The following is a 25,054-nucleotide window of genomic DNA, read 5'->3' as shown; positions in this document are numbered from 1 at the left end:
ACCAAAATGCTCACGGAAATCATCAGCAAGACCGTCGCGGACAAGACGGTGGACAGCATCCTGAAGCGCATCGAGCGCGCCGTCCCCGTGCCCGAGCCGGGCGACGGCGGCTTCGACGCCGCCATGCGCCAGGCGTTCAACATGGGGGCCGCCTGCATGGCCGCGCAAATCAAGAACGGCCCCGTGCCCACCAAGCGCATCGCGCTCATGGGCGAGGTGGCCCGCGTGGCGTGCCGCGCCCGCCTGGTGGGCATGGAGTGCCGCGTGGTCGTAGACGAGGAGGCCCGCGCATGCAATCGCTAGAGGAGGTCGCGATCTGCGACGTGTACCCCTACGAGCGCGCCGACGGCGAGCCGATGAACCCGCGCGACTTCACCACCAGGGAGAGCGCCGAGCACATCGCGGGCCTGGCCGCGCAGTTCAAGGCCAACCGCCTCAACCCCGGCCAGCCCGTCATGAAGCCCATCCTGTACAAGGAGGGCGGCATCTACTGGATCATCGACGGCGAGTGCCGCGTGCGCGCCATGAGGGCCATCGGCACCGAGCGTTTCCTCGCCGAGGTCTACGACGACCTGGACGACGCCGAGCTGGCGCGCGTGGAGGCCGCCAAGGCCATGGTGGAGACCGACGCCAAGCTGGGGCTGACCGCCGAGGAGAAGTCGCGCGGCGTGCAGACCATGCTGGCGCTCGACATTCCCGACGAGGAGGTGGCCGTGGCCGCCCGCACCGACGCGGGCACCGTGGCCAAGGCGCGCCGCGCCGCCCGCAGGGTGCAGGACGCCGCCTACGACATGACGCTCGACCGCCTGGCCGCCATCGCCGAGTTCGAGGGCGACGACGAGGCCGTGGCCGAGCTGCGCGACTGCAAGCAGTCCGAATGGCAGCGCGTGTACGCGGGCCTGAAGGCCGAGGCCGAGCAGAGGCGCAACCGCGCCGAAGTGGTGGCGGTGCTTGCCGACGCGGGCGTCGAGTTCGTCGACGAATGCCCCGAGGGCTTCGCCGCATGCCGCACGTTTTCCGACTACCGCCCCGACCTGGCGGCGCTGGACGCCTACGTGGCCGGCAACGCGGGCGCGGGGCTTCTGGCCGAGGAGACGTCGTTCGGCGTGACCCTGCTGGCGCCGGTGGCCGAGGGGGCCGACGAGGCCGCACAGGCCGCAGCCCAGCGCAAGGCCGACTTCCAGGCCGCCTACGAGGACGGCGCGAAGGCCCGCCGCGAGTGGCTTGCCGCCCACGCGGGCGACCTCAAGTCGATGCGCCGCACGGCTCTGGCGCTGACCGCGTTCGCCATGGAGGCCGAGGCCGTGGAATCGTTCGAGGAGCTGCTGGGCCGACCCATCGACCGCACGCCCACCGAGCTGGCCGTGGCCATGGGCTGGCGGGCAGCGTGGAACATGAGCGGCTGGACGGCCTGGAGCCTCATGGAAGGCGGCAGCCCCGTGTACCTCAACCGAGCGACGGTCGAGAACGTGACCATCATCTACGAGGCCATGAAGGCCGACGGCTACGAGCCGAACGCGGCCGAGACGGAAACCTACGAGGCGTGCATGGCGCGCCTGGGAAGCGAGGAGTAAATGAGCGAAGCAGTTGAGGCCGAGATCATCGAGCCCGAGGAGGCGTCAGAGCTGACCGTGGCGTACTCCCCCGCCGTGATCGAGGCCAACTTCGACGCCCTGGAGGCGCACGTGCGCAGGCTGGTGGCCGACTACGAGGGCGCGACCTACGACATGGGCAAGGACGAGAACGTGAAGGCCGCCAAGCGCGACCGCGCCTACCTCAACGGCATCGCCAAGGAGATAGACGAGCGCCGCAAGGCCGTGAGCCGCGAGTACACGAAGCCCCTGGCCGCGTTCGAGGACAGGTGCAAGGCCGTGGCGGGCATCGCCAAGCAGGCGGCCGACGGCATCAAGGCGCAGCTGGACGAGGCCGAGGAGGAGCGCCAGCTGCGCGCGTACGCCAAGCTGAGGGAGCACTACGAGGAGTTCGCCGGGCTGCTGGCCCCCGTCGTGCCCTATGAGCGTTTCCACGAGAAGCAGTGGACCAACAAGACCTTCGGCGAGGTGAAGGCATTCAAGGCCCTGGAGGCCAAGGTGGAGCGCCTGGCCCAGGACTGGGAAACCCTCAAGGCGCAGTTCCAGGGCGAGCCGTTCTACGACGAGGCCGAGCGCGAGCTGTTCGCCACCCTGGACCTGGGCGCGGCCATAACGGCGGCGCACAAGGCCGAGGAGGAGCGCCGGCGCATCGCCGAGCTGAAGGCGGCCATGGAGCCGGAACCCGTGGAAGAGCCCGAGCCCGAACCCGAAGCGGTGCCCGAGCCCGCGGAATGCCAGCCCGCAGAGTTCCCGCAGCCGCTTGAGCAGATGCCCGAGCCGCAGCCCGCGCCCATGCCCGCCCCGGTGCCGCCAGCGCCGCCCGCACCGGCACCCGTGGCCATGGCGGGCGACCCGTGGACGGTCGTGGTGCCGTGCGCCACGCGCGAGCAGATGCAGGGCGTCGCGGCGGCCCTCAAGGCGCAGGGCGTCGTGGGCACCATCATGCACGGCACGGTGGGCCAGGTTTACGAGCGGATGAACGGAGGCTACTAGCATGACCCAGGAACAGCATCCCATCGACCTCATGGCGGCCGTTGCCCGCGTGCAGCGCGCCGTGGTGGTGCCCAAGGCCAAGTACAACGCTTTCGGCAAGTTCAGCTACCGCAGCTACGAGGACATAGTGGCCGCGCTGAAGGAGCCGTGCGCCAAGGAGGGCCTGGCGTTCTTCATGACCGACGAGCTGGTGCAGATAGGCGACCGCTACTACGTGAAGTCCACGGCGTGCGTGTTCCCCGCCGAGGGCGGCGAGGGCCTGCTGCAGGTGAGCGCCTACGCCCGCGAGGACGAGCACAAGAAGGGCTCGGACGACGCCCAGGTGACCGGCATGGCGTCGAGCTACGCCCGCAAGTACGCGCTGTGCGGCGCGTTCGCCATCGACGGGCAGAGCGATCCCGACGCCATGGAGGAGCGGCCCGCGCCCGAGGAGAAGCAGCCGCCCGCAGACGGCCCCTTCACGGCCCACTGCCGCAGCTGCGGGGCGCGCTACCAGTTCGCCAGCATGCCGCAGTACATGGAGTTCGTGGCCAACAGCCCGTGCTGCCCGCGCCCCGACTGGCAGGTGGAGTAGATGCAGGCGCTCACCGAGGAGCTGGACGAGCTGACCGACAGGCTGGAGGCCGAGCTGAAGACCTGCAAGGAGTCGGGCTGCCAGTACGCCGAGAACGAGGCCGAGTACCGCAAGGCCCTGCGCATCGCCATCCTGAACGAGCGCCAGAAGGGCACGCCCGTCACCATCATCGGCGACGTGTGCCGGGGCCAGGAGCAGATAGCGGAGGCCAAGCGCCGCCGCGACTGCTCCGAGGCCATCTACAAGGCCTCGCAGGAGGCCATCAACGTAATCAAGCTGCGTATCCGCATGGTGGACGCGCAGATCACCCGCATCTGGAACAGCGGGGACGTAACCCAAGGAGGGTATCTATGAGCATCAACCGCGTGTGCATATCCGGCAACCTGACCCGCGACCCCGTGCTGCGCTCCACGTCTGGCGGCATGTCCGTGCTGTCCATGGGCGTGGCCGTCAACGACCGCCGCAAGAACCAGCAGACCGGGCAGTGGGAGGACTACCCGAACTTCGTGGACTGCACGCTGTTCGGCACCCGCGGCGAGAAGCTGGCGCAGTACCTCGCCAAAGGCAGCAAGGTGGCCATCGAGGGCAAGCTGCGCTACCGCAGCTGGAACGACCAGCAGACCGGCCAGAAGCGCAGCGCGCTGGAGGTCGTGGTGGACGAGCTGGAGTTCATGAGCGGCCAGCAACAGCAGCAGGGCTACGCGCCGCAGCAGTACGCGCCCCAGGCGGCCCCGCAAGCGCCGCAGGCCCGCACGTACGGCCAGGGACGCCCCGCCCCGGCACCTGCGCCGCAGCAGCCCGCCTACGCGCCGCAGCCGGCCACTCAACAGGCGTACGCGCCACAGCAGCCCGCGCCGCAGCAGCAGGCCATGCCCGATCTGTACGACGAGGATATCCCGTTTTAGGGAAGGCGACGGCGACACTATGGGCATGGTTATACACGACGACTTCTGGGCGGCCGCGCAGGCCATGCCCGAGAAGCAGCGCGCGCCGTTCATCTACGCCATCGTCGAGTACCGGTTCACGGGCAAGGAACCGCAGGGCAGCCCCGCGTGGCTGCCCACCTTCCTGGTGCTCAAGGGCAGGCTCGACATGGGCGACGAGAAGAGCGAGCGCGCAAGGAAGGCGGCCAACGCCCGCTGGGGCAACAGGCCGGGGAAGGAAGACGCGGTGGACGATGCGGCGGCACGGGCGCAAGCCGATGCGCAAGCACATGCGGGAGCATATGCGGATACAGATGCAGTCGCACATGCGCAAGCAGATGCGGATGCACATGCAGGCGCATCGAGTTGCGGCAATGCAGAGGTTGAGGTTGAGGTTGAGTATATAGATAACCCCTTAATCCCCTTTGACGAAATCGTGCATGCGCTCAACGAGGCAGCCGGCACCCGCTACCGCTCAAGCAGCGCCAAGACCCGCAGGCTGATACACGCCCGCTGGGCCGAGGGCTACCGCCTCCCCGACTTCCTGGCCGTCATCGACACGATGGCAGCCGAGTGGGCGGGCGACCCGAAGATGGCCAAGTACCTGCGGCCCTCCACGCTGTTCTCGCCGAAGTTCGAGGACTACGTGAACCGCGGCCCGAGGACCCGGAAGGAGGCCGACGGCTATGCCGAGTACGACTGAGTGCCCCCACTGCGGGGCGCAGCTGGAGGTCCGCTACGTGGTGCTGGCTGGCCGCCGCACCTTCTGCGGCTGGAAGCCGTGCGGCTGCCCGGGTGCCGTGGCGGAGCGCGACGAGCGTTCGCGCCTTGAGGCCAGGGCCAAGGCCGAGGAGGCCGCAGCCAAACGCCGCCGGGCCTACGAGCGGGCCGGAATCAAGCCCCGCTTCATGACAGCCGCCTCCCCCATGGCCGAGGGCATTGCCGCGAAGGTTGAGCAAGGGCGCGGGGCGTACATCTGCGGCCCCGTGGGAACCGGCAAGACCCACCTGGCGAGCGCCGTGGCGCGGCTCCTGGTGGACGGCGGCACCAGCGTGAGGGTGACCGACATGCTGGGCGTGCTGGCCGCCATCAAGGGCACCTACGGCGGCGACGGCACCGAGGACGGCGTGCTGTCCAGGCTCTCCCGCGTGGGGTGCCTGGTGCTGGACGACCTGGGCAAGGAGTCCCCCACCGACTGGACGCTGGGGCAGGTGTTCCGCGTCGTGAACGACAGGTACGAGAACATGAGGCCCGTGGTCGTGACCACGCAGTACGGCAAGAGCGACCTCATACGCCGCCTGGCCAAGAACGGCGACGAGGAGACGGCGGTGGCCATCGTGAGCCGCCTGTCGGAGATGTGCGACAAGTACGAGCTGCAAGGCAAGGACAGGAGGCTATCGAATGGCAAACGTTGACACGCTGCCCGAGATCCTGCGCCCCCTCATGGAGGGGCCGAGCATCGAGACGCCCAGGTGCGCCGTGTGCGGCGCGCCGTGGCCGCTCAACCGCCACCACATCGTGAGGCGCGGGGCGGGCAAGCTGTTCCGCGACGGGCGGGAGGTTCCCAAGCCCACGGTGATGCTGTGCGGCAGCGGCAACGGCAGCGGCTGCCACGGGCTGGCGCACGCCAACCGGCTGCACTTCCGCTGGGTCAGGGCCGAGCAGAGGTTCAACCGCCTCGCCCCGCCGGGCTCTGGGCACTGGGAGTACCTGCTGCTGCCCGAGCCGACGAAGTACGCCGACGCGCTGGCCATGGACGGCTGGAGGCGGCTGCCAGGCGGGAGGCGGTGCATGTGAGCGGGTACGAGCCTTCAAGCGGGTGGAACCTCCCGCCCGGGTGCTTCGAGTCCGACCCCAGGGCACCGTGGAACAGGCCCGACCCGTGGGAGGGCCGCACGTGCCGCGAGTGCCGATTCTGCGGGCGCGTGCAGGGCGCTGGCGGCGAGGCAGTGTGCACCTGCGACGCCATGACCGGCGGCGGCCCCGACGTGGAGGCGGTAGACGAGACAAGCGAGGCATGCGAGTGCTTCGAGTTCGAATAGGAGACGAAACGATGAAGAAGATCTACGCGGTGGCCACGGAGAGCGACGTGGTGCTGGCGTTCGAGAGCAAGCCGGACGCCGAGGAATACGCAGGCGAGCACGACGGCATGGCGGTGCTGCCGGTGCCGTGCGTGGGGGGCCTACGAGTACCCGAGCGAGAGGTCGGCCACCGACTGGGACCGAATCGCCGACGCTCTGCCGAAGGGAGGCGAGCAGGCATGAGGCTGTACACGTGCGCATGCGAACGCTGCGGCAAGGAGGTGCCGGCGACCCTGAAGGGTTGCGCCATGATGGTGCTGAGGAACAGCGCGCGAATCGACGGCAAGGCAAGGGCCCTGTGCCCGGAGTGCGCCGAGAGCCTGCGGGCGTGGTTCCTCGCAGGCGCGGTGAAGCCGGAAGGAAGGGAGTAGCCATGGGAATCATCTGCGATACCTGCGGGCGCGATATCGACGCCCTGGGGCAGGACAACATGGGCGTGGACGAGCCGCTGTGCGAGGACTGCTGGAACGAGCGGCAGAGCCACGCGGTGGGGTCTCTGCGCCGCGAGGTACGCGAGCTGAGGTCCGAGAACGCACGATTGCGCGAAAAGCTGGACGCCAAGGCCGAAAAGGCTGTCGCGCATCCGAAAGTGGAGGTAGGCCCCGCGCTCGGGGTCGCCGCCCTGCGCCTGAGCATCGAGAACGCGTACGAAACGAGCCGAGAGCGCGCCCTGGCGCTCACGAAGCTGGACGAGTGCAGGCTGTGGCTGGGATGCTGCGAGCCCAAGGAGACGGCGGCTCCCGCTGCGGGCAGCGCGGCCCAAAACGCCGCCGCACCGTGCCTGAAGGAGGAAGGCTTCGCCATGCTGGGGCAGGATGCCCTGCGCAAGGTCGCCAAGCCCATGCTGCGGATGGCGGTGGAGTAGCCATGGAGCAGCAGACGAGGAAGAAGCGCCGACCCAGCATCGAGGTGCGCTGCCCGAAGTGCGGCATGCGCGAGATATGGCACCACCTGCCAAGGGGCGGCGACCGCTGCCGCTGGTGCGGGCACCTGTTCGAGGACTTCACGTACCGCAAGGTCGGCCCTGGTGCGGAGGAGGACGCGCGATGACGAACTGGGAGCACTTCTTCGGAACGCCCGAGCGCGCCGCGCAGATGGAGGTGGAGTTCCAGTCGTGGCCGTTCATCATCATCGTGAAGCGCACGAGCCGAATGAGCGCATGCACGTCGAGCCACCAGCTCGTAGAGTGGTTCTACGAGGAGGCCGAATACCTGAAATGGCTCAAGGCCGAGCACGACGACGGCACCATCAGATGGGAGGACGAATGAACCGCCCGGGGTGCAACTGGGGCTGCCTGCTTTTCATAGCGGCGGCGATCGCCATAGACGTGGCCGCGTTCTTCGCCATGCGCGCGCTGGCGGCCGGCCTCGTGGCCTTGGCAGCGGCGGCGTGCGGGTAGGGACAACCGAATACGCAAATAGGCAGAGGGCCGTCCTTCGGGGCGGCCTTTTCCGTGCCCGGCGACACGCTTGCGACCATATGGGCCGAGAGATAGGAGACGCATGGCGAGAGGCGAGACATACGAGGAGTTCACGGCAAAGTTCGAGCCGAAAAGGACGACGGACGACTGCTACACCCCGCCCGAGGTGTACGACTGCGTGCTGCGGTGGGCGCACCGGGAGTATGGGTTCGACCTGGCGAAGGTGGCGCGCCCGTTCTATCCGGGCGGCGACTACGAGCGCGAGGAGTACCCGCAGGGCTGCACGGTGGTGGACAACCCGCCGTTCTCCATCCTGAGCAAGATCGTCAAGCACTACCAGGAGCGCGGCGTGGGCTTCTTCCTGTTCGCCCCCACCATGACGTGCATGGGCATCCGCAACTGCTGCAAGGTCGTGACGGGCGCCGGCGTGACGTACGCCAACGGCGCAAGCGTCAACACGTCGTTCGTGACCAACCTCGACCCCGCCCAGGCCCGCAGCGCGCCCGACCTGCGCTCCGAGCTGGATGCCGCGATAGAGCGCCTGCGCCGCGAGAAGGCCAAGGCGCTGCCGAAGTACGAGTACCCCGACGAGGTGCTGACCGCGCCCATGCTGGCGCGCTACTCCAAGTACGGCATCGACTTCCGCGTGGGGCCGCAGGAGTGCAGCCTCACGAGGGCGCTCGACGCGCAGCGCGTGCAGAACAAGGCGATATACGGCAGCGGCTACCTCATATCAGAGCGTGCAGCCGCAGAGCGTGCAGCCGCAGAGCGTGCAGCCGCAGAGCGTTTCGCGCTTTCGCCGCGCGAGCGCGATGTGATCGCGTCGCTTGGCTAGCGCGAAACTAATCAGGAAGGAGGCCGCAGGTGCCCAAGAAGGACAAGCCGCTCACGGCGAAGCAGGAGGCGTTCGCCCGCGAGATGGCCAAGCCCCGCGCCAAGCAGCAGGACGCGTACCGCGCGGCCTACGACTGCAAGCGGATGAACTACAACTCGATAAGCTGCGCCGCCTCCAAGCTGATGCGCGACCCACGAATCGCGCACAGAATCCAGGAAATCCGAGACGCGGCAGCCCAGGAGTGCCGCTGGGAGCTGCAGGACGCCGCCGCGCCGCTGTTCGAGGTGCTGGACGGCGCGCTGCCCATCTTCCGCCGCCAGGCGGCCGAGGGCAGCATCAACGGCGACGCGCGCCTGGCCATAACCGAGAGCGTGAAGCTGCTCAACGATATGTTCGGCGCGGACGGCGCGAAGGCCGCCATGGCGGAGGCGGGGGTGACCATCGTTGACGACCTCGGTTAGGCTCTCGGACGTCGTGGCCGCCGTGTTCGCCGGCGTATGGCGCTCCATCAAGGCGCACGAGTTCACGCACTACTGGTTCAAGGGCGGGCGCAACTCCACCAAGTCGTCGTTCATATCCATCGCCATCGTGCTGCTGATCATGCTCAACCCGGAGGCCAACGCCGTCGTGCTGCGCAAGGTCGGCAACACGCTGCGCACGTCCGTGTACGAGCAGATAGGCTGGGCGTGCGACGTGCTGGGCGTGGCGCACCTGTTCGACTTCGGCCTGTCACCCATGGAGGTGACGTACCGCCCCACCGGGCAGGTCATACGCTTCCTGGGGTGCGACAAGCCGAAGAAGCTGAAGTCGGCGAAGTTCCGCACCGGCTACTGCGCCGTGGTGTGGTTCGAGGAGGTAGACGAGTTCGACGGCATGGACGAGGTGCGCAGCGTGCTGGCCACGTTCCTGCGCGGCGGCGAGCGTTTCTGGGTGTTCTACAGCTACAACCCTCCCCGCTCGGCTCGCAACTGGGTGAACAAGGAGGCGCGCGACCTGGAGGCCCACCCGGGCGAGGACGGGCGCTTCATATGCCACACCACGTACCTGGACGTCATAGACGAGCACCCCGAGTGGATAAGCGCCACGGCGCTGGCGGAGGCCGAGCGCAGCCGCCGCAAGACGCCCGAGTCCTACCGCTGGCAATGGCTCGGAGAGGTCATCGGCACGGGCTCCGAGGTGTTCCCCGACGAGCTGCTGGACATACGCCCCATCACCGCGGAGGAGCGCGCGTCCATCGCCCTGCGCTCGTTCGGCGTGGACGCGGGCAGCGTGCACCCGTGGGTGTTCATGGAGGCGGGATACGACGAGAACGAGCGCGTGCTGTACCTGCTGGACGAGGAGAGCCGCCAGGGAACCGAGGCCATCGACGTCAAGACCGCCGAGCTGGTGGCCGCCAAGCTGCAGGAGGCCGAGGACCCCGCCGCCGACGTGTGGTGCGACAGCGCGGCGCGCGGCATGATCCTCTACTACCAGGAGCAGGGCATCGGCGCGCAGAAGTCGCTCAAGCAGGGCCTGAACGCGCCCAAGAATCGCATCAGGTGGATGCAGAACCTTACGCGCATAGTCATCGACCCAGACCGCTGCCCGCTCGCCGCCAAGGAGTTCCCCGAGTACGAGTACGTGTCGAACGGGCAGGGCGACATAACCGAGACACTGCCGAAGGTCAACGACGACGCGATAGACGCGGCGGGCTACGCCGCAGGACTGTGGATAAGGAGCAACCTCTGATGGAGAAGCGAGGCAACACGGGCTACGCCGAGGCGTGGCTGCGCCGCATGGGATACCAGCCGGACACCCGCATGCAGGGCATGGTGGACGTCTGGTTCGGATGGTTCGCGGCGAACAACGGCTGGTACCACTACAGCGAGCGGCGCGGCTTCCGCGTGTACAAGCGCGAGCGCGCGAGCCTGCACCCGGCCGCGCTCGTGGCCGACGAGTGGGCCAGCCTGATAATGAACGAGAGCACGATCATCTCCAGCACGAGCGACGAGCGCCGCGCATGGATGGCGCGATACTTCGCCAACCCCACGGCGACCGGCGGCGACGGCCAGGAGGCGCCGGAGGACGGCCAGCCGGCGGCGCGGCCGAACGAGGACAGCGGCGCGCCCTCCTCGTTCGCCATGGACAACGCCGACTTCATAGCCCGGGCGTTCGCCATGGGGACCGGCGCGTGGGTCATCGAGCCGCGAGGCGTGACAGACAACATCTTCACCCCGGACGCCGAGCTGCGCATCGTGCGATACGACGCCACCCAGATACTCCCGCTGACGTGGAGCGCCGACGACTGCACGCAGTGCGCGTTCGTGGGCCGCGTGGAGGTCGGCGGGCGCGACTACGACCAGTGCCAGGCGCACGTGCTCTTGGGCGGCACCTACCACATCCTCACGCAGCTGTTCGACACCAAGACACACAAGCAGGTGGCGGTCGAGGGCATCAGCGCCGACATGGACACGCGCTGCACCCGCCCGCTGTTCAGCCTGGTGCGCCCCGCCGTGTCCAACCGCTACTACGGGTACTGCGCCATGGGCGCGAGCGTTTACGCCAAGGCCGTGGGCGCCATGAAGGTGGTGGACGAGGCCGTCACCTCCCTGCTCGACCACATCCGCGTGGGACGCCCGCGCACGTTCGTGGACAAGACGCTCATAGAGTCGAAGAGCGAGAAGGGGCCGGACGGCTCCATGACCAAGACCTACTACGCCTTCGGCGAGGCCGACGACACCATCTTCTCCATGAACCCCGGCGACGAGGGGGCCTCCAAGATTCAGACCTCCCAGAGCGACCTCAAGGCGGACGAGAACGCCAGCGCCATCAACACGGGCCTGCGCCTGCTGTCGATCGCGTGCGGCTTCGGCAACGGGTACTTCAGCTGGGAGGCGCACACGGGGCTCAAGACGGCCAAGGAGGTCGCCGCCGACAACTCGCAGCTGATGCGGTCCATCCACAGCCACGAGAACGCCCTGCGCAAGTCCATCGTGCGGCTGGTCAACGGGATGGCGGACGCCTGCCGCAACATCAAGGGCGAGGCGGTGCCGTACGGCGACGTGACGGTGGACTTCGACGACTCCATCATCAGCGACACGCAGAGCGCCCGCGAGATGGCCATGAGCGAGGTGGGCGCGGGCATCATGGCCCCGTGGGAGTACCGCCGCCGCTTCTACGGCGAAACCAGCAACGAGGCCAAGGCCAACGTGCCCGAGCAGCAGGGCGGCGCGTTCGACATGCTGGGCGACGGGCTGGCCTGATGCTGGGGCCGGACTACATAGAGCACTTCACCGACGCGGCGCAGGGGGCCATGGACGAGTACACCCTGCGCCTGGTGTGCATCTACGCCGCGCTCATAGGCTCCATCGACTTCGAGGGCGAGAGCGCCTACTCCCAGGCCGCCAGGAAGGCCGCGCTGGCCGCCAAGGACGTGCAGAAGGCCATGAGCGAGGAGGGCCGCAGAGCCGCGCGAGAGGCGGCCAAGGCTGCGGCCGAGGCCGTGGCCAAGAGCGCCGAGTCCGACCTGGCCGCGCTGGGCACGGCCATGGGCGCGCTGTCCAAGGCGATGCAGTGGAGGCTCCACAACTCGGCGCGGGCCACGGCGGCGGGCGTTCAGGAAGTGGTGAGCCGCGACAACCTGAAGATGCCCGCCAACGTGCAGCGCGCGTACCTGGAGGTCGTGGCCCAGGCCGTGGCGCAGGTGAACTCGGGCATGGCCGGGTACGAGAAGGCGACCCGCGACGCCGTGCTGAAGCTGGCGCGGCGCGGCGTGTCCGTGGTGGAGTACAAGAGCGGGGCGTGGGCGCAGGCGGACGTGGCCATGCGCCGCCATATCCGCACCCAGGTGGCGCAGGCTGGCAGCCGCAACACGCTGGACCTCATGGAGGAGACCGGGCACGACCTCGTGCAGACCTCCTCGCACGGCGGCGCGCGCCCGAGCCACGCCAAGTGGCAGGGCCGCGTGTTCAGCTTGTCGGGCAAGTCCAAGAAGTACCCGCCCTTCAGCCGGACCGGGTACGGCGCCGTGGACGGCCTGTGCGGGGCCAACTGCAAGCACGACTTCGGCATCTACGTGGAGGGCCAGCCGCTGCGCTACGAGCGCGACCCCGATGGCGGCGACGAGAAGCGCGAGGAGCGGTACCAGGCCGAGCAGAAGCAGCGCGCCATCGAGCGCGAGATACGCGCCACGAAGCGAGAGGCGACCGCCCTGAAGGCGGCGGGGCTGGACGACACCAAGGAGCGCGTGCGCCTGGGCAAGCTGCAGAAGCGCCAGCGCGAGCACATAGCGGCCCACCACTACCTCGCCCGCGACTACTCGCGGGAGAACCCCTACGAGACGGGCAACAAGAAGCGCGCCCTCACACGCCAGACGGCCAGCCGCACGGCCTTCATGGCGCAGCCGGACGTCAAGGCGGCCATAGCCGAGGCGGGCGTGAGCCGCAAGCGCGTGGGAGAGCTGGTCAAGGCGGGCGGCGATGGCTTCGGCCTCATGGCCAAGGCGGAGCGCGACAAGGTTCTCAGAACCGCCATAAACCAGGCCAAGGCCGAGAAGGCGCGCGACCTGCGCGTGGCGGACGCCGCAGCGATGGCGGTGCACGACGACAAGCAGGCGAAGCACATAGCGGGCAGCCGCCAGCACGAGCAGTACGTGGCGAACCTGAAGCGCAAGGGCAGCGAGTACAAGGAGCCGAGCGGCATCACAGCTACGCTCGAAGAGGTGCGGGACCTCGTCTCGAAGCACGCGGGAACAGGGCTGGCGCGCGCGACGCGCGCCGGAAACTGGAACAAGCGCGAAGTTTGCGACGCGGGGCGCGTGATCGGATACGTAATCGGCGATAATGGAGAGCATATCCCGACCACGCGCTTCACCATCCACTACGCCGAAGGCGACGTGCACATCGTCCCAGCGAAACCGAAGGAGGCACAGCAATGAAGCTATCGGAAGCGGTGAAGTTTTTTCGCCAGCAGGTCAAGGTGACGTGCACCGACGGCCAGGTGGTCACGGGCAGGTTCGACGACTACCAGAGCGATGCCGAATCGCTGGACGAGCCGAACACTATCGGCATCGACAACGGCGCGGGCATCATCGTGGACATACCCGTCGACGAGGTGGCGAGCATCGCCGCCCTGTAACCACAACCGAATAGCGAACGGCATCAAGGCCGCCCATCACGGGCGGCCTTTTCTTTTGCCTGGCGACACCTCGGGGAAGATGCGGTCACGCGATGGGGCGGCGACAACGGCCCCGCACGCGACCGCGGCGACAACGGCGGGCCATCCAAGCGCGCAGGGAAGCGCGACAACCAAACACGGAAGGAGCAAGCGATGGCGGACGACAACAAGCCCCAGGGCAACGAGGGCGGCGACAACGGCCAGCAGGCCGAGCCCGCGAAGGAGGTCGTGTCCTACGCGAAGTACAAGCGCGAGACCGACGAGTACCAGGAGCAGGTGAAGGCCCTCAAGGCCGAGCTGGAGCAGCGCGATAAGCAGATCGAGGAGTTCACCGCCAAGGCGGGCAACGCCGACGAGCTGCAGGCCGCGCTCGACAAGGCGAAGGCCGACAACGAGGCGTACAAGGCCGACGCCGAGAAGCGCGAGGCCGACATGCGCCGAGACTTCGCCATCGACACCAAGCTGGCGCAGATGGGCGTGCGCAACGCCAAGGCGGCGCGCGCGATCATCCCCAACATCGCCGAGGCGAAGCTGGACGAGCAGGGCAACCTGACCGGCATCGACTTCGACGCCCTGAAGAAGGACAACGCCTACATGTTCGCCGACCAGCCGCGTTCGAGCGCGGGCGGCGAGCAGAAGGGCGGCGCAGGCTCCGACGGCCTGGCGGACTTCCGCGCAGCTTTCGGACTGACCAACGAATCTAAGGAGTAAATCATGCCTAACAGCATCGAACTGCCCCATGGCTACGAGAACGTGCTCATGGAGGCGTACCGCAAGGAATCCCTGACCGCCGTGCTGGAGAGCGCCGCGCCCACGGGCAACATCGCGCAGATGGAGCAGCTGGGCGAGTTCTACTACCCCGTCTACAGCATGGGCGGCCTGGGCGACGTGAAGGACAACGGCCGCCTGCCCCAGAACAGCGGCGCGTCCCTGACCTGGAAGCCCATCAGCGCGAACTACGACCGAGGCACCATCCTCGAAATCGACCAGAAGGTCGACGCGCAGTCCTTCAACCTGGCGTTCGGAAACGCGGCCGCGCACTTCAACCGCAACAAGGTCGTGCCCGAAGGCGATGCGTTCGTGTTCTCCACCCTGTGCAAGGGCACGGGCATCAACAAGGAGCAGAATACCTACGCCGACGGCGCGGACATGCTCAAGGGCCTGAACGCCGCCATGTGCGACATGGACGAGAAGGAGGTGCCGGAGGAGGGCCGCGTGCTGTTCATCACCCCCACCCTGCTGGGCATGGTGAAGGACCTGGACACCACCAAGTCCCGCGAGGTGCTGGACGGCTTCTCCAGCATCGTGAAGGTGCCGCAGTCCCGCTTCTATTCCGCCATCGACCTTTTGGACGGCTCGACGAAGGACGAGGAGATCGGCCACTACAAGAAGAACGCGTCCGCCGTGGACATGAACTTCCTGATCGTGCACAAGGACGCCGTAATCCTGCGCTGGAACTTCGCGCACGGCAAGGTCATCGACGCCGAGGACAACCAGCAGGGCTTCGGCCACCTGTTCAAGTACCGCAAGTACGGCGTGTGCGGCGTGCGCGAGAACCTGGCGCACTACATCACCGCCGGAATGAAGGCAGCGTAGGAAGGGGGCGCGAGATGCGCGTAGTGGGACTGACGTTCGAGAAGAAGCCCGCCGCCAAGAAGAAGGCGGCCGCCAAGGGCAAGGAGCAGGCCGCGAAGGCCGAGGAGCATCCGGAGAAGGCCGCCGAGCAGGCCCCGGAGCCGGAGAAGGCCGAGGAGGCCGAGGGCGATGGGGACTAGCGCCCCGACCTACGAGGACTACCTGGCATCCGGGCGCGGGGAGCTGTCCGCCGAGGAGTTCAAGGCGGCGCTCCCCCACGCCACGGCGGCCGTGCGCGACCTGATCTTCCCCAACGAGCCGGACGGCTCCGAGGAGTGGGCGCGCGCGGTCATGGCGGCCTGCGAGGTCGATGCAGCGTACGGATGCTCCGGCGGCATCATGGAAGGCGGAGGGTTCACCGTCGGCTCGTTCTCGTGGAACCCCGGCACCGGGATAGAGGGCAGCTACCGCCGCGACATGCAGGCGGCCGTGCAGAGCGAGCTGCTGGGCACGCCGCTGCTGTATCCGGGCCTGGGGGGCGCGAGATGATGCGGGTGCCGCGCTCGGCGCGGCCCTCCACCATGTTCGTCAAGGTGCCCAAGGAGGGCGGCTACGGCGGCGAGTTCGAGCAGCCCGTCCAGGTGCGCCGCGTGCGCTTCGAGCCGGCGAGCGCATGGCTCGTGCGCGAGTACGCCCTGGGCGACGGCGCGCAGGGCCTCGTGATAGCCGACGGCGCGGACAGCCCGGGCATGTTCGAAGTGCCAGTGGGCAGCCGCGTGAGCATCGACGGGGGCGAGTGGATGAACGTGGCGAGGTGCACGCCCCGCCGCGCGTTCGGCACGCGCCCCCACCACTGGGAACTGGAGGTGAGGTAGCAATGCCCGCAGCAGTGACGGTCGACCTGACCAAGCTCATGAAGCGTTTCAGCGCGAAGGAGCTGGAAGCCAAGCAGGTGAAGTTCGCCATGAGCGTGGCCGAGGACATGAACGCCTACACGCCCGAGGACTCCCAGCACCTGCACAAAACCATGCAGGCGGCCTCCGACTTCAGGCAGGGCTTCGTCATATGGGACGCAGACTACGCCGCCGCCGTGCGAGAGCTGCCCGACGGCTCCATCAAGCACGGCAAGAACCCGAGGGCGAGGGCCGACTGGCCGAAGGCCGCGAAGGACGCGCACGGCGAGGACTGGAAGCGCCTGGCAGTCGACCTCCTGACCGAGGAGGCGTGATATGGCCCCGGACGTGATGGAGGCGGCGAAGGCCGCCATAGAGGCCCTGGGCTACGGCCCGGTGCTCCTCACCCGCCTGGCAGCATCGCGCGGCCACGACGACGCGATTGTGCTGCGTCCCATGCCCACGGCCGACGTGGTGCGCCACATGGACGGCACCCGCCGCGTGGGATACGTGCTGCAGGTCATCGTGAAGGCCACCTCCGAGGCCAAGGCCATGAACGACGCCTACGACCTGGCCGACGCGTTGGACGGCGCCGACCTGTCCTCGCCCACAGGCTCCTACGGGTTCACGAGCGCGGCGCTGTACACCGAGCCGCAGGAGATAACGCCGCCGGAGGGCGGGCCGTACCTGTGGGAGTTCCGAATCAAAGCGATCATAACCATAGAGAAGGGATGACGATGGCAAAGAATCAAGACCTCGGATTCGCACCAAACTACATGAGCGCGCTGGAGGTTGACATCACGCCCGAGGCGGCGACCCCCACGTGGGCCATCTTCTCGCGCGGCATCACCGAAATTAAGCCGGCCACGAACGAGACCACCGACACCAAGGACTACTACGACGGCTACGGCACGCCCACCGACAAGGTGAAGAGCGTGCAGCCGCAGTACGAGGTCACGGGCGACCGCTGCTACGGCGACCCCGCGCAGGACTACGTGGCCAGCCTGGCGCTGGAGACCGGCGACGGCCGCACGGGCCACTTCCGCCACACCGACCCCAACGGCGACGTGGTGGAGGGCGACTGCACCTACCTGAACCTGACCGTAGGCTCCCAGCAGGGCGCGGCATCCGACCCGGGCGCGTTCTCCTGCACCATCTCCGGGGCGGGCGCCATGAGCTTCATCGAGGCCAACAAGCTGAAGCAGCCTGCAAGCGTGACGTGCACCGCGCCGACCGGGGCCGCCGTCGGCAAGTCCGTGAAGCTGGCGCCTGCGGTGATGCCCGCCGAGGCGAACCCCAAGTGCTTCTTCGCCTCCGGCAACACCGACATTGCGACCGTGGACAGCGACGGCAACGTGACCGGCGTGGCGGCGGGCAAGGCCGTCATCACCGTGCGCTGCGCGTCCAAGCCGAGCCTCTGCACGCAGGTGGAGGTGACCGTGGCGGCGAAGTAGCGCCAGGCGACACCAGACATAACCTCCCAGACATGGGGGCGCGGGCTAGTGAGCGGCCCGCGCCCCTTTTCTATGCCCAACGCTCACCGCTCACGAAAGGGGCAGCAAATGGAACTTTTGAAAAACATCCGCGCGTACGAGGACGTGTACTTCGAGGACCCAGAGGAGAACCCCGACACGCCGCGCTTCCGCGTGTGGTTCGACGACAAGCACATCGAGGAGTACCTGGCCAAGGTCGGCAACGCCATCGACCGCGCGCAGGCCAACGAGGAAATGGCGCGCGAGGCGGACACCCCCGAGAAGGTGGCAGAGGCCAACGCCGCGCAGGCCCGCCTCATGAAGCGCACCGTCTCGGCGTTCATCGGCACCGAGGGCTGGGAGGAGCTGCTCGCGTGGATGGGCGGCGACGAGGGCCCCATCGTGCCGGAGGAGAACATCCGCATCTTGGGCGAGGTGTTCGCCACGTTCCTGAACATGCTGGCGCGCCACGCCACGAGCGAGCAGCTGATCGCGTGCGGGCTGGCCTACAGCGACCGCGCGGGACAGGTGCATGCGCTCAACCGCGCACAGCGCCGCGCCAAGGGCAAGCGCAAGAAGGGCAAGTAATGCTCCCCGCCGCGCTCACGGCGGAGCGGGTGCGGCTGCCGGACGGGACCAGCGCCACGCGCTACCCGTGGAACGGCGAGGACGTGCTGGTGCGCGACGACGCGCTCACGATCATCCGCGTTATCGAGGTGCTGACCGACGAGGGCAAGTCCGACGAACAGCGCCGGGACGAGTTCCTGGCGCTGTTCTTCGTGGACTGGGCGGACGCGTGGTGCGCATGCGACTACGACGCCGCCGAGTTCATGCGGATGCGCGACGCGGCGGTGTGGGATATGTGCGGGCTGGACCTGACCGGCAACCGCCCGCACGAAACGCCTCTGTGGGACCTCGAAGAGGACGCCGCGCGCATCCGCATCAGCTTCCGGCAGGCCTACGGCATCGAGTGGGACGAGGTGCGAGGGCGGATCAGCTTCGCCGAGTTCGTGGCGCTCGTCGGCGGATGCCCGCAGGACACGCCGCTCGGCGCCGCCATCCACTACCGCAACCCGGCGACCAAGCCGAAGCCAACCAAATACAACAGGCAGGAGGTCGAGGCCTGGAACGCCGCCCACAAGGCGTTCGAACTCGGCAAAGGCCGCAGCTCACACGGCTCTGAGGAAGGAAGCGACGCGGCGATGCGCGATGTTTTCGCCGCGCTCAAGAGAGCAACGAGGTGAGCATGGACGGCAGCGTCATCATCAAAGCGGTGCTCGACACCGTAGACGTATCCAAGAACATCAAAGCCCTGGAGCGCGACCTCCAGGGCATCTCCTGGAAGAACATAACCGAAGGCGACGAGAAGGCGGCGAAGCTGTCATCCTCGTTCAAGAAGGCCGGCACCGCCGCCACGCTGACGCTCACCGCGCCCGTGGTGGCCGCCGGCAAGGCCGTGTTCGGCGTGGCCAGCGACTACGAGCAGGCCAACGCCCGCATAGCCGCCGCGTTCGGCGTATCCGGCGAGGAGGCGGAACGCTTCAGCGGCATAGGCAAGCGCATCTACGAGGGAGGCTGGGGCCAGTCCCTGGACGAGGTCAACGACGCGCTCATTCAGTGCAAGTCCACCCTGCGCGACGTGTCCGACGAGGACCTGCAGACCGTCACCACCAACGCGCTGATGCTGTCGCAGACGTTCGGTGCCGACGTGAACGAGTCCATACGCGGCACCAACGCCCTCATGGAGGGCTTCGGCCTGTCCGCCACCGAGGCCAGCGACCTGCTCACGGCGGGCATGCAGCGCGGCCTGAACTACACCGACGAGCTGGGCGACAACCTGAGCGAGTACAGCGTGCGCTGGGGCGAGGCCGGCATGAGCGCCAGCGAGTACTTCAGCCTGCTGGAGGCCGGCACGTCCAACGGCGCGTACAACCTCGACAAGGTGGGCGACTACCTCAACGAGTTTTTGACCGCGCTGGCGGACGGCCGCATGGAGGAGTCCATCGGCTCGTTCAGCGAGGGCACGCAGGAGGTATTCGAGAACTTCAAGAACGGAAGCGCCACCGCCGAGGACATGCTGCAGGCGGTGCTGGGCGACCTGACGCAGATGCCCAACGAATACGACAAGGCCGCGCTGGCCTCCACCCTGTGGTCCTCGCTCGGCGAGGACAACGCCATGGGCATGATCGAGTCCCTGGCGGGCGTGCAGGACAGCTTCGGCGACGTGGCCGGCGCCGCAGAGCAGGCCCAGGAGGCCGCCTCCGATAGCTTCGCCGTGAAGTCGCAGGAGGCCATGCGCGAGCTGCAGGGCTCCATCGAGCCGCTGGGGCAGCCGCTCCTCAACATCGCCACCAACGTGGCCGGCGTCGTCAAGTCGTTCTCCGAGTGGTTCGCAGGCATCGGCGAGGGCGGCCAGACCGCCGTTCTCGCGATCGCCACGATAGCGGCCGCCATCGGCCCCGTGCTTTCGACGGTCGGCACCGTCGTGGACACCGTGCCGAAAATCGGCGCGGCCTTCCAGGTGGTCGGCAAGCTGGGCACCGGCGCGCTGGGGCTCATAGCCGCCCATCCCGTGGTCGCGGCCATCGCGGCCATCATCGCCGCCGTCGTGCTGCTGTGGAACAACTGCGAGGGGTTCCGCGACGCGGTAACGGCAATCTGGGACGCGGTATGCCAGGCGTTCCAGGTCGCCGTGCAGGTCGCGGGCGAGGTCGCGCAGTCCGTCGGCGGGTTCTTCTCCCAGCTCGGCGAGACGCTGGGCGGAATCTGGGACGGGATATGCGCCACGGTGCAGGGCGCCATAGAGGCCATAGCCGGGTTCTTCCAGGGGATGGCCGACACCGCCGCGAGCATCTGGGACGGCATCTGCAACGTGGTGCAGGTGGCGGTCATGCTGCTAGGCGAGATATTGAACCTCGCCATAGAGGTGCTGCTCGCCCCGTGGACCTTCATCTGGGAGAACTTCGGCAGCCAGCTGAGCGCGGCGTGGGACGCCATATGCGCGGCGGTGGGCGCCTACCTGGAGGCCGTGAGCCAGAACATCACCGCCGTGCTGACCGTGCTCTCCGAGTGGTGGTCCGCCGCCTGGGGCGCGGTCAGCTCCGTGGCGAGCGCGGTGTGGGAGGCCATCAGCTGGGCGGTGTCGACCTACATCACCGCCGTGCAGACGAACATACAGACGGTCCTCGGCATCATCCAGGAGGTGTGGAGCACGGTCTGGGGCGCGGTCAGCTCCACGGCGTCCACCATATGGGGCGGCATCAGCTGGGCGATAGGCGCGGCCATAGACGCCATCAGCTCCACCATCTCGGCGGTGCTGTCGGCAATCCAGGCCGTGTGGAACTCCATATGGGGGGCGGTCAGCTCCACCGCGTCGAGCGTGTGGGGCGGCATCAGCTCGACCATATCCGGCATCGTGAACGGCATCCGAGACACCATCTCCAGCGTGTTCAGCGCCGCGCGTGACACCGTGTCGAGCGTGTGGGACTCCATCAAGAGCGCCATAGAGACGCCGATACAGAACGCGCGGGACACCGTGCGCAACGTCATCGACACGATAAAGGGGTACTTCAACTTCTCGTGGTCGCTGCCGGACCTCAAGCTGCCGCACCTGTCCGTCAACGGCTCGTTCAGCATCGACCCGCCTTCCGTCCCGAGCTTCGGGCTCAGCTGGTACGCGAAGGGCGGCGTGTTCAACGGCCCCAGCGTCATCGGCGTCGGCGAGGCCGGCCCGGAGGGCGTCGTGCCGTTCAACGAGCGCGGCGCGCGCCCGCTCGCCGAGGGCATCGCCAAGCTGCTCGACGGCAAGGGCGGGGCCGCGCGCGGCGACACAAACGTGACCATCAACGTGTACGCGACCGTGCGGGAGGAGGCCGATATCGAGAAAATCTCCCGCCAAATCGCGAAGGAGATCAAACGGCAGGAGTGCTTCGCATGATATACAACGGCTTCGACTTCGGGCCATGGTTCGACACCCGGCTCATGACCCGCTCGCTGCTACCCGACTACGACATAACCACCAGGACCGTGCCGGGAACGCCCGGCGAGCGGTTCATGCGCGCGGACCTGAAGCCGCTGTCCATAGACGTGACGGCGGCCTTCCGCGCCCGCCCCACCGACGACATGGCGGCGGTTCGCCGCCTCATGGCGTCGAGGCTGCTGTGCCTGAATGAGGCGGACCTATGGCTGGACGACGAGCGCCACCTGGGCCTGCGCTACAAGGCGGTGCTCACGTCCCCCGGCGAACTCGACACGCTCTGGCACACGGGAGAGGCGACGCTGACCTTCACCGCGTACGACCCCATAGCCTACGGGGCGGACGCGCAGGCCACGTTCTCGGGCACCTCCTCGCTGCAGGTCGGCGGGACGTTCCGCACGTACCCGGTCGTGACCATCACGCCGGGCGGCAACACCTCCACGCTGCGCCTGACGAACATGGACACGGGGCAGTACGTGCAGGTCGACGAAGCCGTATCGGCATCGACCCCGGTGGTGATAGACATGGCCGCGCCGCAGGCGACGGTGAGCAGATCGGCGGCGCGCGTGACGTTCGACAGCGACTTCTTCTCGCTCGAACCCGGGGCGAACACGCTGCGGGTGTCGAGCGGGACTGCGGTAGTGAGATGGACGGAAAGGTACGTGGGCTGATGCTGCTATGGGTCACGAACAGATGGGAGACGTACAAGGGGCCCATCAAGACGCTGTTCGAGTGCAAGGACACGCGCGAGGTCAACGGCGAGAACGCCTTGAGCATCACCACGCTGGCGCGCCTGGACAAGGGCGACCGCCTGGTGTGGCGCGACCTCAAGGGCCGATGGCACGAGAACATCGTGGACGGCGTGGAGGAAGAGCGCGCGAGCGCGGGCATCCTCTACACGTATTACTGCCCCACCTCCGCGCAGGTCGAGCTGCTGGGCGACTACCTGGAGGACAAGCGCCCTTACGACGTGAGCGCATACACCGCGCTGGCCTCGGCGCTGTCCTCCTCGCGCTGGCAGGTCGGCACCGTCGATGACCTCGGGCAGGCGGGCACGAACTTCTACCACACCAACGCATGGGCGGCCATACACGACGTGGCGGACACCTGGGGCGGCGAGCTGTCGTTCGAGATACAGGTGAGCGGCACCAAGGTGACCTCGCGCCGCGTTTGCATGGCCAAGCAGGTCGGCGAGGACAACGGCAAGCGTTTCACCTACGCCAAGGACCTCGTGAGCGTCCGCCGAAGCGTTGACGAGGGCAACGTGTGCACCGCCCTGTACGGCTACGGCAAATCCCTGCAGACCACCGACGACGACGGCAACCTGACGGGCGGCTACGACCGAAAGCTGACGTTCGGCGACGTGAACGGCGGGCAGAACTGGGTGGGCAGCGCCGACGCTCTGGCCCGCTGGGGACGGCCCGACGGCAAGGGCGGCAAGGCGCACGTGTTCGGCGACGTGGAGTTCTCCGACTGCGAGGACGCGGCCGAGCTGAAGAAGCTCACCGAGGCGCAGCTGGCGAAATCGTGCGTCCCGGTCGTGTCGTACACCGTGGACGCCGTGGCGCTCGCCAGGGCCGGCGAGGGCTTCGAGGGCGCTGACGAGGGCGACCTCGTGACCGTGCTCGACATGGTGTACAACCCTCCCCTGCGCGTCCAGACCCGCATCACGAAGGTGGTCGAGGACCAGCTGCGCCCCGGCGAGGTCACCTACACGTTCGGCAACTACCAGACGGTCGCCGAGCTGATGGCCGCGCAGAAGTCCGCCGCCAAGTCCACGGCCTCGACCATCCGGGCGACCGTGACCGAGGCCGTGAACGCCTCGAACAAGGCCTCGACCGGCAAATGGGGCGAGAGCCTGGCGGCCGCCGAGGAGCGCCAGAAGGCGTACACCAAGGAGGTCGGCGGGGCCGCCCAGGACTACACCGACCAGATAAGGGACGAGCTGGACAAGGCCCTCAAGGAGTACGCCGACAACGGGGACACCACGCTGGAGAAGGCGCTGAAGAAGTACTCCGACGACGGCAACCTGACCCTGGACGAGGTGCTGCGCCTGTACACCGACACGTCGATAGAGCAAAGCGAGAGCGTGCTCAAGCAGATAGACGAGGCCAACAAGGAGTACCTGGAAGGCGTCACGGACAAGCTGAACGAACGGCTGACGAGCGCCGAGGGCGAGGTGGATGGGCTGCAGAAACAGCTCGACCAGCTGCCGACGGATATCCGCAAGAAGATCGTGGAAATGCTCAACAGCGAGATAAACACCACGGGCGGCTGGGTGTACGAGGAGCCGGGCCAGGGCATCCTCGTGTACGACAAGAAGCCGGAAAGCGCGACCAAGTGCGTGAAGATAGGCGGCGGCGTCATCGGCGTGGCCAACTCCAAGTACTCCACCGGAGCCTGGAAGTGGCGCACGGCCATCACCGGCGACGGCGTGACCGCCGACGAGCTGACCACGGGCCGAATCAAGGGCGGGAACTCCTACTGGGACCTCGACAGCGGCGCCTTCTACCTGCGCGACGGCTCCATCTTCATGACGGACAGCAACGGCAACAAGGTGTACATCAACGCCACCAACGGCTTCCAGATATACAGTAAGACCGGCTCCATCATCGCCGGCACCGTGCTGGTGGGCAACACCGCCATGTTCCGCTGCAACATGGTGGGCACGTCGTCCACGAACTACATCACAACGGGCACCACGACGGACAACCGGCCCGGCGCGTCGTTCGTCAACAACACGGCCGAATACTGCACCATCGAGGCGCTCCACGCCGTGGACAACCCGATAAAGACTGCGACCGACGGTGTAGGCATATCGGCATGCGGCTACGGGTTCCTTAGCGCGAACCGCTATTACCGGCAAACGAGGCTCACGACCCCCTACTACAAGGGGCACATGAGCCTCCCCGACGAGATGCTGTACATGAGGAGCGGCAACAGCAGCGGGGGCGGATCGCCGTATGTGAAGCTGCAGGAGAACTCGAGCAACTACCTGTACCTGGACAACGGGCGTGCCGACCTCGGCGCGTCAGGCACCGCCAGGATACTCGCGCCGAAGTTCGCCATTGGCACAAGCGCGGGCTCCGGCGGCACCTACGGGTACACGGGCTCCACGCAGTTCATCGGGTGCATAACCAACAACGGCAGCAACTGGACGTGGGGCACCATCAACGTGGTGAACGGAATCATCACCGGCATGAGCAGCATCACGGGAAACTAGACCAGCAAGAGAGGAAACGGAATGTTCTACCACCTTGTGCAGCAGCCCGAAGCGCCGCAGGCGCTCGACGGCGCGCCAAAGCCGCCCGAGGCGCTTCCGGTGTTCGAGTGTATCAGCGACCCGGCCACGGCGCGGGCCATCGTGGAATCGGAAGACGTGTTCGAGTTCGACGGCAAGGGCGGCTTCACGCTCGTGTCCAGCCCCGTGGCCGTCATGGACGCGGAAGGCGGCGAGGCCAACGCCGTGGACTTCTCGGCGCTCACCGACGAGGAGATATGCGGGGTCCACAGAGCGCAGCCCGGCGACATATCGCGGACACTTGCGGCCGAAGGAAAGGAATGAG

35 protein-coding genes are annotated in these 25,054 nt (G+C 67.6%); 34 read left to right on the top strand and 1 reads right to left on the bottom strand.

The annotated features are described in order from the left end of the window. Positions 1–6: 6 nt before the first annotated feature. The 17 genes from I2F59_RS03365 to I2F59_RS03285 all read left to right on the top strand — a co-directional run bounded on the left by I2F59_RS03365 (position 7) and on the right by I2F59_RS03285 (position 10,146). The gene (locus I2F59_RS03365; protein WP_117765307.1) at positions 7–303 is read left to right on the top strand and encodes a hypothetical protein; all 297 of its coding nucleotides are present in this window, start codon (positions 7–9) and stop codon (positions 301–303) included. Beyond that, entirely contained in the window at positions 291–1,574 is a 1,284-nt protein-coding gene (locus I2F59_RS03360) for a ParB/Srx family N-terminal domain-containing protein (RefSeq protein WP_195503246.1), read from the top strand. The genes I2F59_RS03365 and I2F59_RS03360 overlap by 13 nt, the downstream gene beginning before the upstream one ends. Then, positions 1,575–2,585: a DUF1351 domain-containing protein gene (locus tag I2F59_RS03355; RefSeq protein WP_117637859.1), complete on the top strand. Its 1,011-nt coding sequence runs from the start codon at positions 1,575–1,577 to the stop codon at positions 2,583–2,585. A gap of 1 nt (position 2,586) precedes the next feature. After that, positions 2,587–3,159: an ERF family protein gene (locus tag I2F59_RS03350; RefSeq protein ID WP_229065310.1), complete on the top strand. Its 573-nt coding sequence runs from the start codon at positions 2,587–2,589 to the stop codon at positions 3,157–3,159. Next, a complete protein-coding gene (locus I2F59_RS03345; RefSeq protein ID WP_117637860.1) occupies positions 3,160–3,513 on the top strand; it encodes a hypothetical protein in 354 nt (117 codons plus the stop codon). Then, positions 3,510–4,064, top strand: a complete 555-nt coding sequence (locus I2F59_RS03340) for a single-stranded DNA-binding protein (protein ID WP_161160587.1) — start codon at positions 3,510–3,512, stop codon at positions 4,062–4,064. The genes I2F59_RS03345 and I2F59_RS03340 overlap by 4 nt, the downstream gene beginning before the upstream one ends. Before the next feature lie 19 nt (positions 4,065–4,083). Then, positions 4,084–4,785 (top strand): conserved phage C-terminal domain-containing protein, encoded by a 702-nt coding sequence (locus tag I2F59_RS03335; RefSeq protein ID WP_117637862.1) that lies wholly within the window; start codon positions 4,084–4,086, stop codon positions 4,783–4,785. Then, entirely contained in the window at positions 4,769–5,497 is a 729-nt protein-coding gene (locus I2F59_RS03330; protein ID WP_152067353.1) for an ATP-binding protein, read from the top strand. The genes I2F59_RS03335 and I2F59_RS03330 overlap by 17 nt, the downstream gene beginning before the upstream one ends. After that, a complete protein-coding gene (locus I2F59_RS03325) occupies positions 5,484–5,879 on the top strand; it encodes a hypothetical protein (RefSeq protein WP_195503245.1) in 396 nt (131 codons plus the stop codon). The genes I2F59_RS03330 and I2F59_RS03325 overlap by 14 nt, the downstream gene beginning before the upstream one ends. Beyond that, a complete protein-coding gene (locus I2F59_RS03320) occupies positions 5,876–6,124 on the top strand; it encodes a hypothetical protein (protein WP_195503244.1) in 249 nt (82 codons plus the stop codon). Before I2F59_RS03325 ends, I2F59_RS03320 begins: the two co-directional genes overlap by 4 nt. A gap of 11 nt (positions 6,125–6,135) precedes the next feature. Continuing rightward, positions 6,136–6,534, top strand: coding sequence for a DUF3110 domain-containing protein (locus I2F59_RS03315; RefSeq protein WP_195503243.1), 399 nt, complete (start codon positions 6,136–6,138; stop codon positions 6,532–6,534). A gap of 2 nt (positions 6,535–6,536) precedes the next feature. Then, positions 6,537–7,028 carry a hypothetical protein gene (locus I2F59_RS03310; RefSeq protein ID WP_195503242.1) on the top strand — a complete coding sequence of 164 codons (492 nt, stop codon included), beginning with the start codon at positions 6,537–6,539 and terminating at the stop codon, positions 7,026–7,028. Between the two features lie 2 nt (positions 7,029–7,030). After that, on the top strand, positions 7,031–7,213 hold the full coding sequence (locus tag I2F59_RS03305; RefSeq protein WP_195503241.1) for a hypothetical protein: 183 nt from the start codon (positions 7,031–7,033) through the stop codon (positions 7,211–7,213). Next, entirely contained in the window at positions 7,210–7,431 is a 222-nt protein-coding gene (locus I2F59_RS03300) for a hypothetical protein (RefSeq protein WP_195503240.1), read from the top strand. Before I2F59_RS03305 ends, I2F59_RS03300 begins: the two co-directional genes overlap by 4 nt. Positions 7,432–7,665: 234 nt before the next feature. Further along, entirely contained in the window at positions 7,666–8,418 is a 753-nt protein-coding gene (locus I2F59_RS03295; protein WP_195503239.1) for a hypothetical protein, read from the top strand. A 29-nt stretch (positions 8,419–8,447) separates the two neighbouring features. Then, entirely contained in the window at positions 8,448–8,879 is a 432-nt protein-coding gene (locus tag I2F59_RS03290) for a hypothetical protein (RefSeq protein ID WP_195503238.1), read from the top strand. Further along, positions 8,863–10,146, top strand: a complete 1,284-nt coding sequence (locus I2F59_RS03285; protein WP_195503237.1) for a PBSX family phage terminase large subunit — start codon at positions 8,863–8,865, stop codon at positions 10,144–10,146. The genes I2F59_RS03290 and I2F59_RS03285 overlap by 17 nt, the downstream gene beginning before the upstream one ends. A 130-nt stretch (positions 10,147–10,276) precedes the next feature. Here the strand turns inward: I2F59_RS03285 and I2F59_RS03280 are convergent, their stop codons facing one another. Then, a complete protein-coding gene (locus I2F59_RS03280) occupies positions 10,277–10,540 on the bottom strand; it encodes a hypothetical protein (RefSeq protein ID WP_195503236.1) in 264 nt (87 codons plus the stop codon). 34 nt (positions 10,541–10,574) lie between these two features. Here I2F59_RS03280 and I2F59_RS03275 point away from each other — a divergent pair, with 34 nt between their 5' ends. From I2F59_RS03275 to I2F59_RS03195, 17 genes are all read left to right on the top strand, one after another. Further along, positions 10,575–11,660 carry a phage portal protein gene (locus I2F59_RS03275; RefSeq protein WP_195503235.1) on the top strand — a complete coding sequence of 362 codons (1,086 nt, stop codon included), beginning with the start codon at positions 10,575–10,577 and terminating at the stop codon, positions 11,658–11,660. A 50-nt stretch (positions 11,661–11,710) separates the two neighbouring features. Beyond that, positions 11,711–13,333: a phage minor capsid protein gene (locus I2F59_RS03270; RefSeq protein WP_195503234.1), complete on the top strand. Its 1,623-nt coding sequence runs from the start codon at positions 11,711–11,713 to the stop codon at positions 13,331–13,333. Next, positions 13,330–13,533 (top strand): hypothetical protein, encoded by a 204-nt coding sequence (locus I2F59_RS03265; protein ID WP_195503233.1) that lies wholly within the window; start codon positions 13,330–13,332, stop codon positions 13,531–13,533. The genes I2F59_RS03270 and I2F59_RS03265 overlap by 4 nt, the downstream gene beginning before the upstream one ends. Before the next feature lie 192 nt (positions 13,534–13,725). Then, the gene (locus tag I2F59_RS03260) at positions 13,726–14,283 is read left to right on the top strand and encodes a phage scaffolding protein (RefSeq protein ID WP_195503232.1); all 558 of its coding nucleotides are present in this window, start codon (positions 13,726–13,728) and stop codon (positions 14,281–14,283) included. 3 nt (positions 14,284–14,286) lie between these two features. After that, complete coding sequence (locus tag I2F59_RS03255) at positions 14,287–15,168, top strand: hypothetical protein (RefSeq protein WP_195503231.1); 882 nt, start codon at positions 14,287–14,289, stop codon at positions 15,166–15,168. A 14-nt stretch (positions 15,169–15,182) separates the two neighbouring features. Next, positions 15,183–15,347 (top strand): hypothetical protein, encoded by a 165-nt coding sequence (locus tag I2F59_RS03250; RefSeq protein WP_195503230.1) that lies wholly within the window; start codon positions 15,183–15,185, stop codon positions 15,345–15,347. Next, a complete protein-coding gene (locus I2F59_RS03245; protein ID WP_195503229.1) occupies positions 15,337–15,696 on the top strand; it encodes a hypothetical protein in 360 nt (119 codons plus the stop codon). The genes I2F59_RS03250 and I2F59_RS03245 overlap by 11 nt, the downstream gene beginning before the upstream one ends. Further along, positions 15,693–16,022 carry a minor capsid protein gene (locus tag I2F59_RS03240; RefSeq protein ID WP_195503228.1) on the top strand — a complete coding sequence of 110 codons (330 nt, stop codon included), beginning with the start codon at positions 15,693–15,695 and terminating at the stop codon, positions 16,020–16,022. Before I2F59_RS03245 ends, I2F59_RS03240 begins: the two co-directional genes overlap by 4 nt. A gap of 2 nt (positions 16,023–16,024) precedes the next feature. Then, the gene (locus I2F59_RS03235; RefSeq protein ID WP_195503227.1) at positions 16,025–16,375 is read left to right on the top strand and encodes a minor capsid protein; all 351 of its coding nucleotides are present in this window, start codon (positions 16,025–16,027) and stop codon (positions 16,373–16,375) included. A gap of 1 nt (position 16,376) precedes the next feature. Beyond that, positions 16,377–16,775, top strand: coding sequence for a phage tail terminator protein (locus I2F59_RS03230; RefSeq protein ID WP_195503226.1), 399 nt, complete (start codon positions 16,377–16,379; stop codon positions 16,773–16,775). Between the two features lie 2 nt (positions 16,776–16,777). Next, positions 16,778–17,494, top strand: coding sequence for a phage tail tube protein (locus I2F59_RS03225; RefSeq protein ID WP_195503225.1), 717 nt, complete (start codon positions 16,778–16,780; stop codon positions 17,492–17,494). Positions 17,495–17,602: 108 nt separating this feature from the next. Then, on the top strand, positions 17,603–18,100 hold the full coding sequence (locus tag I2F59_RS03220) for a hypothetical protein (protein WP_195503224.1): 498 nt from the start codon (positions 17,603–17,605) through the stop codon (positions 18,098–18,100). Then, complete coding sequence (locus tag I2F59_RS03215; RefSeq protein WP_195503223.1) at positions 18,100–18,756, top strand: Gp15 family bacteriophage protein; 657 nt, start codon at positions 18,100–18,102, stop codon at positions 18,754–18,756. The genes I2F59_RS03220 and I2F59_RS03215 overlap by 1 nt, the downstream gene beginning before the upstream one ends. Before the next feature lie 2 nt (positions 18,757–18,758). After that, positions 18,759–21,449: a phage tail tape measure protein gene (locus I2F59_RS03210; protein WP_195503222.1), complete on the top strand. Its 2,691-nt coding sequence runs from the start codon at positions 18,759–18,761 to the stop codon at positions 21,447–21,449. Next, on the top strand, positions 21,446–22,159 hold the full coding sequence (locus I2F59_RS03205) for a distal tail protein Dit (RefSeq protein WP_195503221.1): 714 nt from the start codon (positions 21,446–21,448) through the stop codon (positions 22,157–22,159). Before I2F59_RS03210 ends, I2F59_RS03205 begins: the two co-directional genes overlap by 4 nt. Next, positions 22,159–24,711, top strand: a complete 2,553-nt coding sequence (locus tag I2F59_RS03200; protein WP_195503220.1) for a phage tail spike protein — start codon at positions 22,159–22,161, stop codon at positions 24,709–24,711. The genes I2F59_RS03205 and I2F59_RS03200 overlap by 1 nt, the downstream gene beginning before the upstream one ends. Positions 24,712–24,732: 21 nt before the next feature. Next, positions 24,733–25,053 carry a hypothetical protein gene (locus I2F59_RS03195; protein WP_117637887.1) on the top strand — a complete coding sequence of 107 codons (321 nt, stop codon included), beginning with the start codon at positions 24,733–24,735 and terminating at the stop codon, positions 25,051–25,053. Position 25,054 lies beyond the last annotated feature (1 nt).

This window comes from Collinsella aerofaciens, assembly GCF_015556945.1.
Taxonomy (GTDB): Bacteria; Actinomycetota; Coriobacteriia; order Coriobacteriales; family Coriobacteriaceae; genus Collinsella; species Collinsella aerofaciens_AO.
Note: the sequence above shows the minus strand (reverse complement) of the source record. Positions and strands in the feature narration are given on the sequence as shown.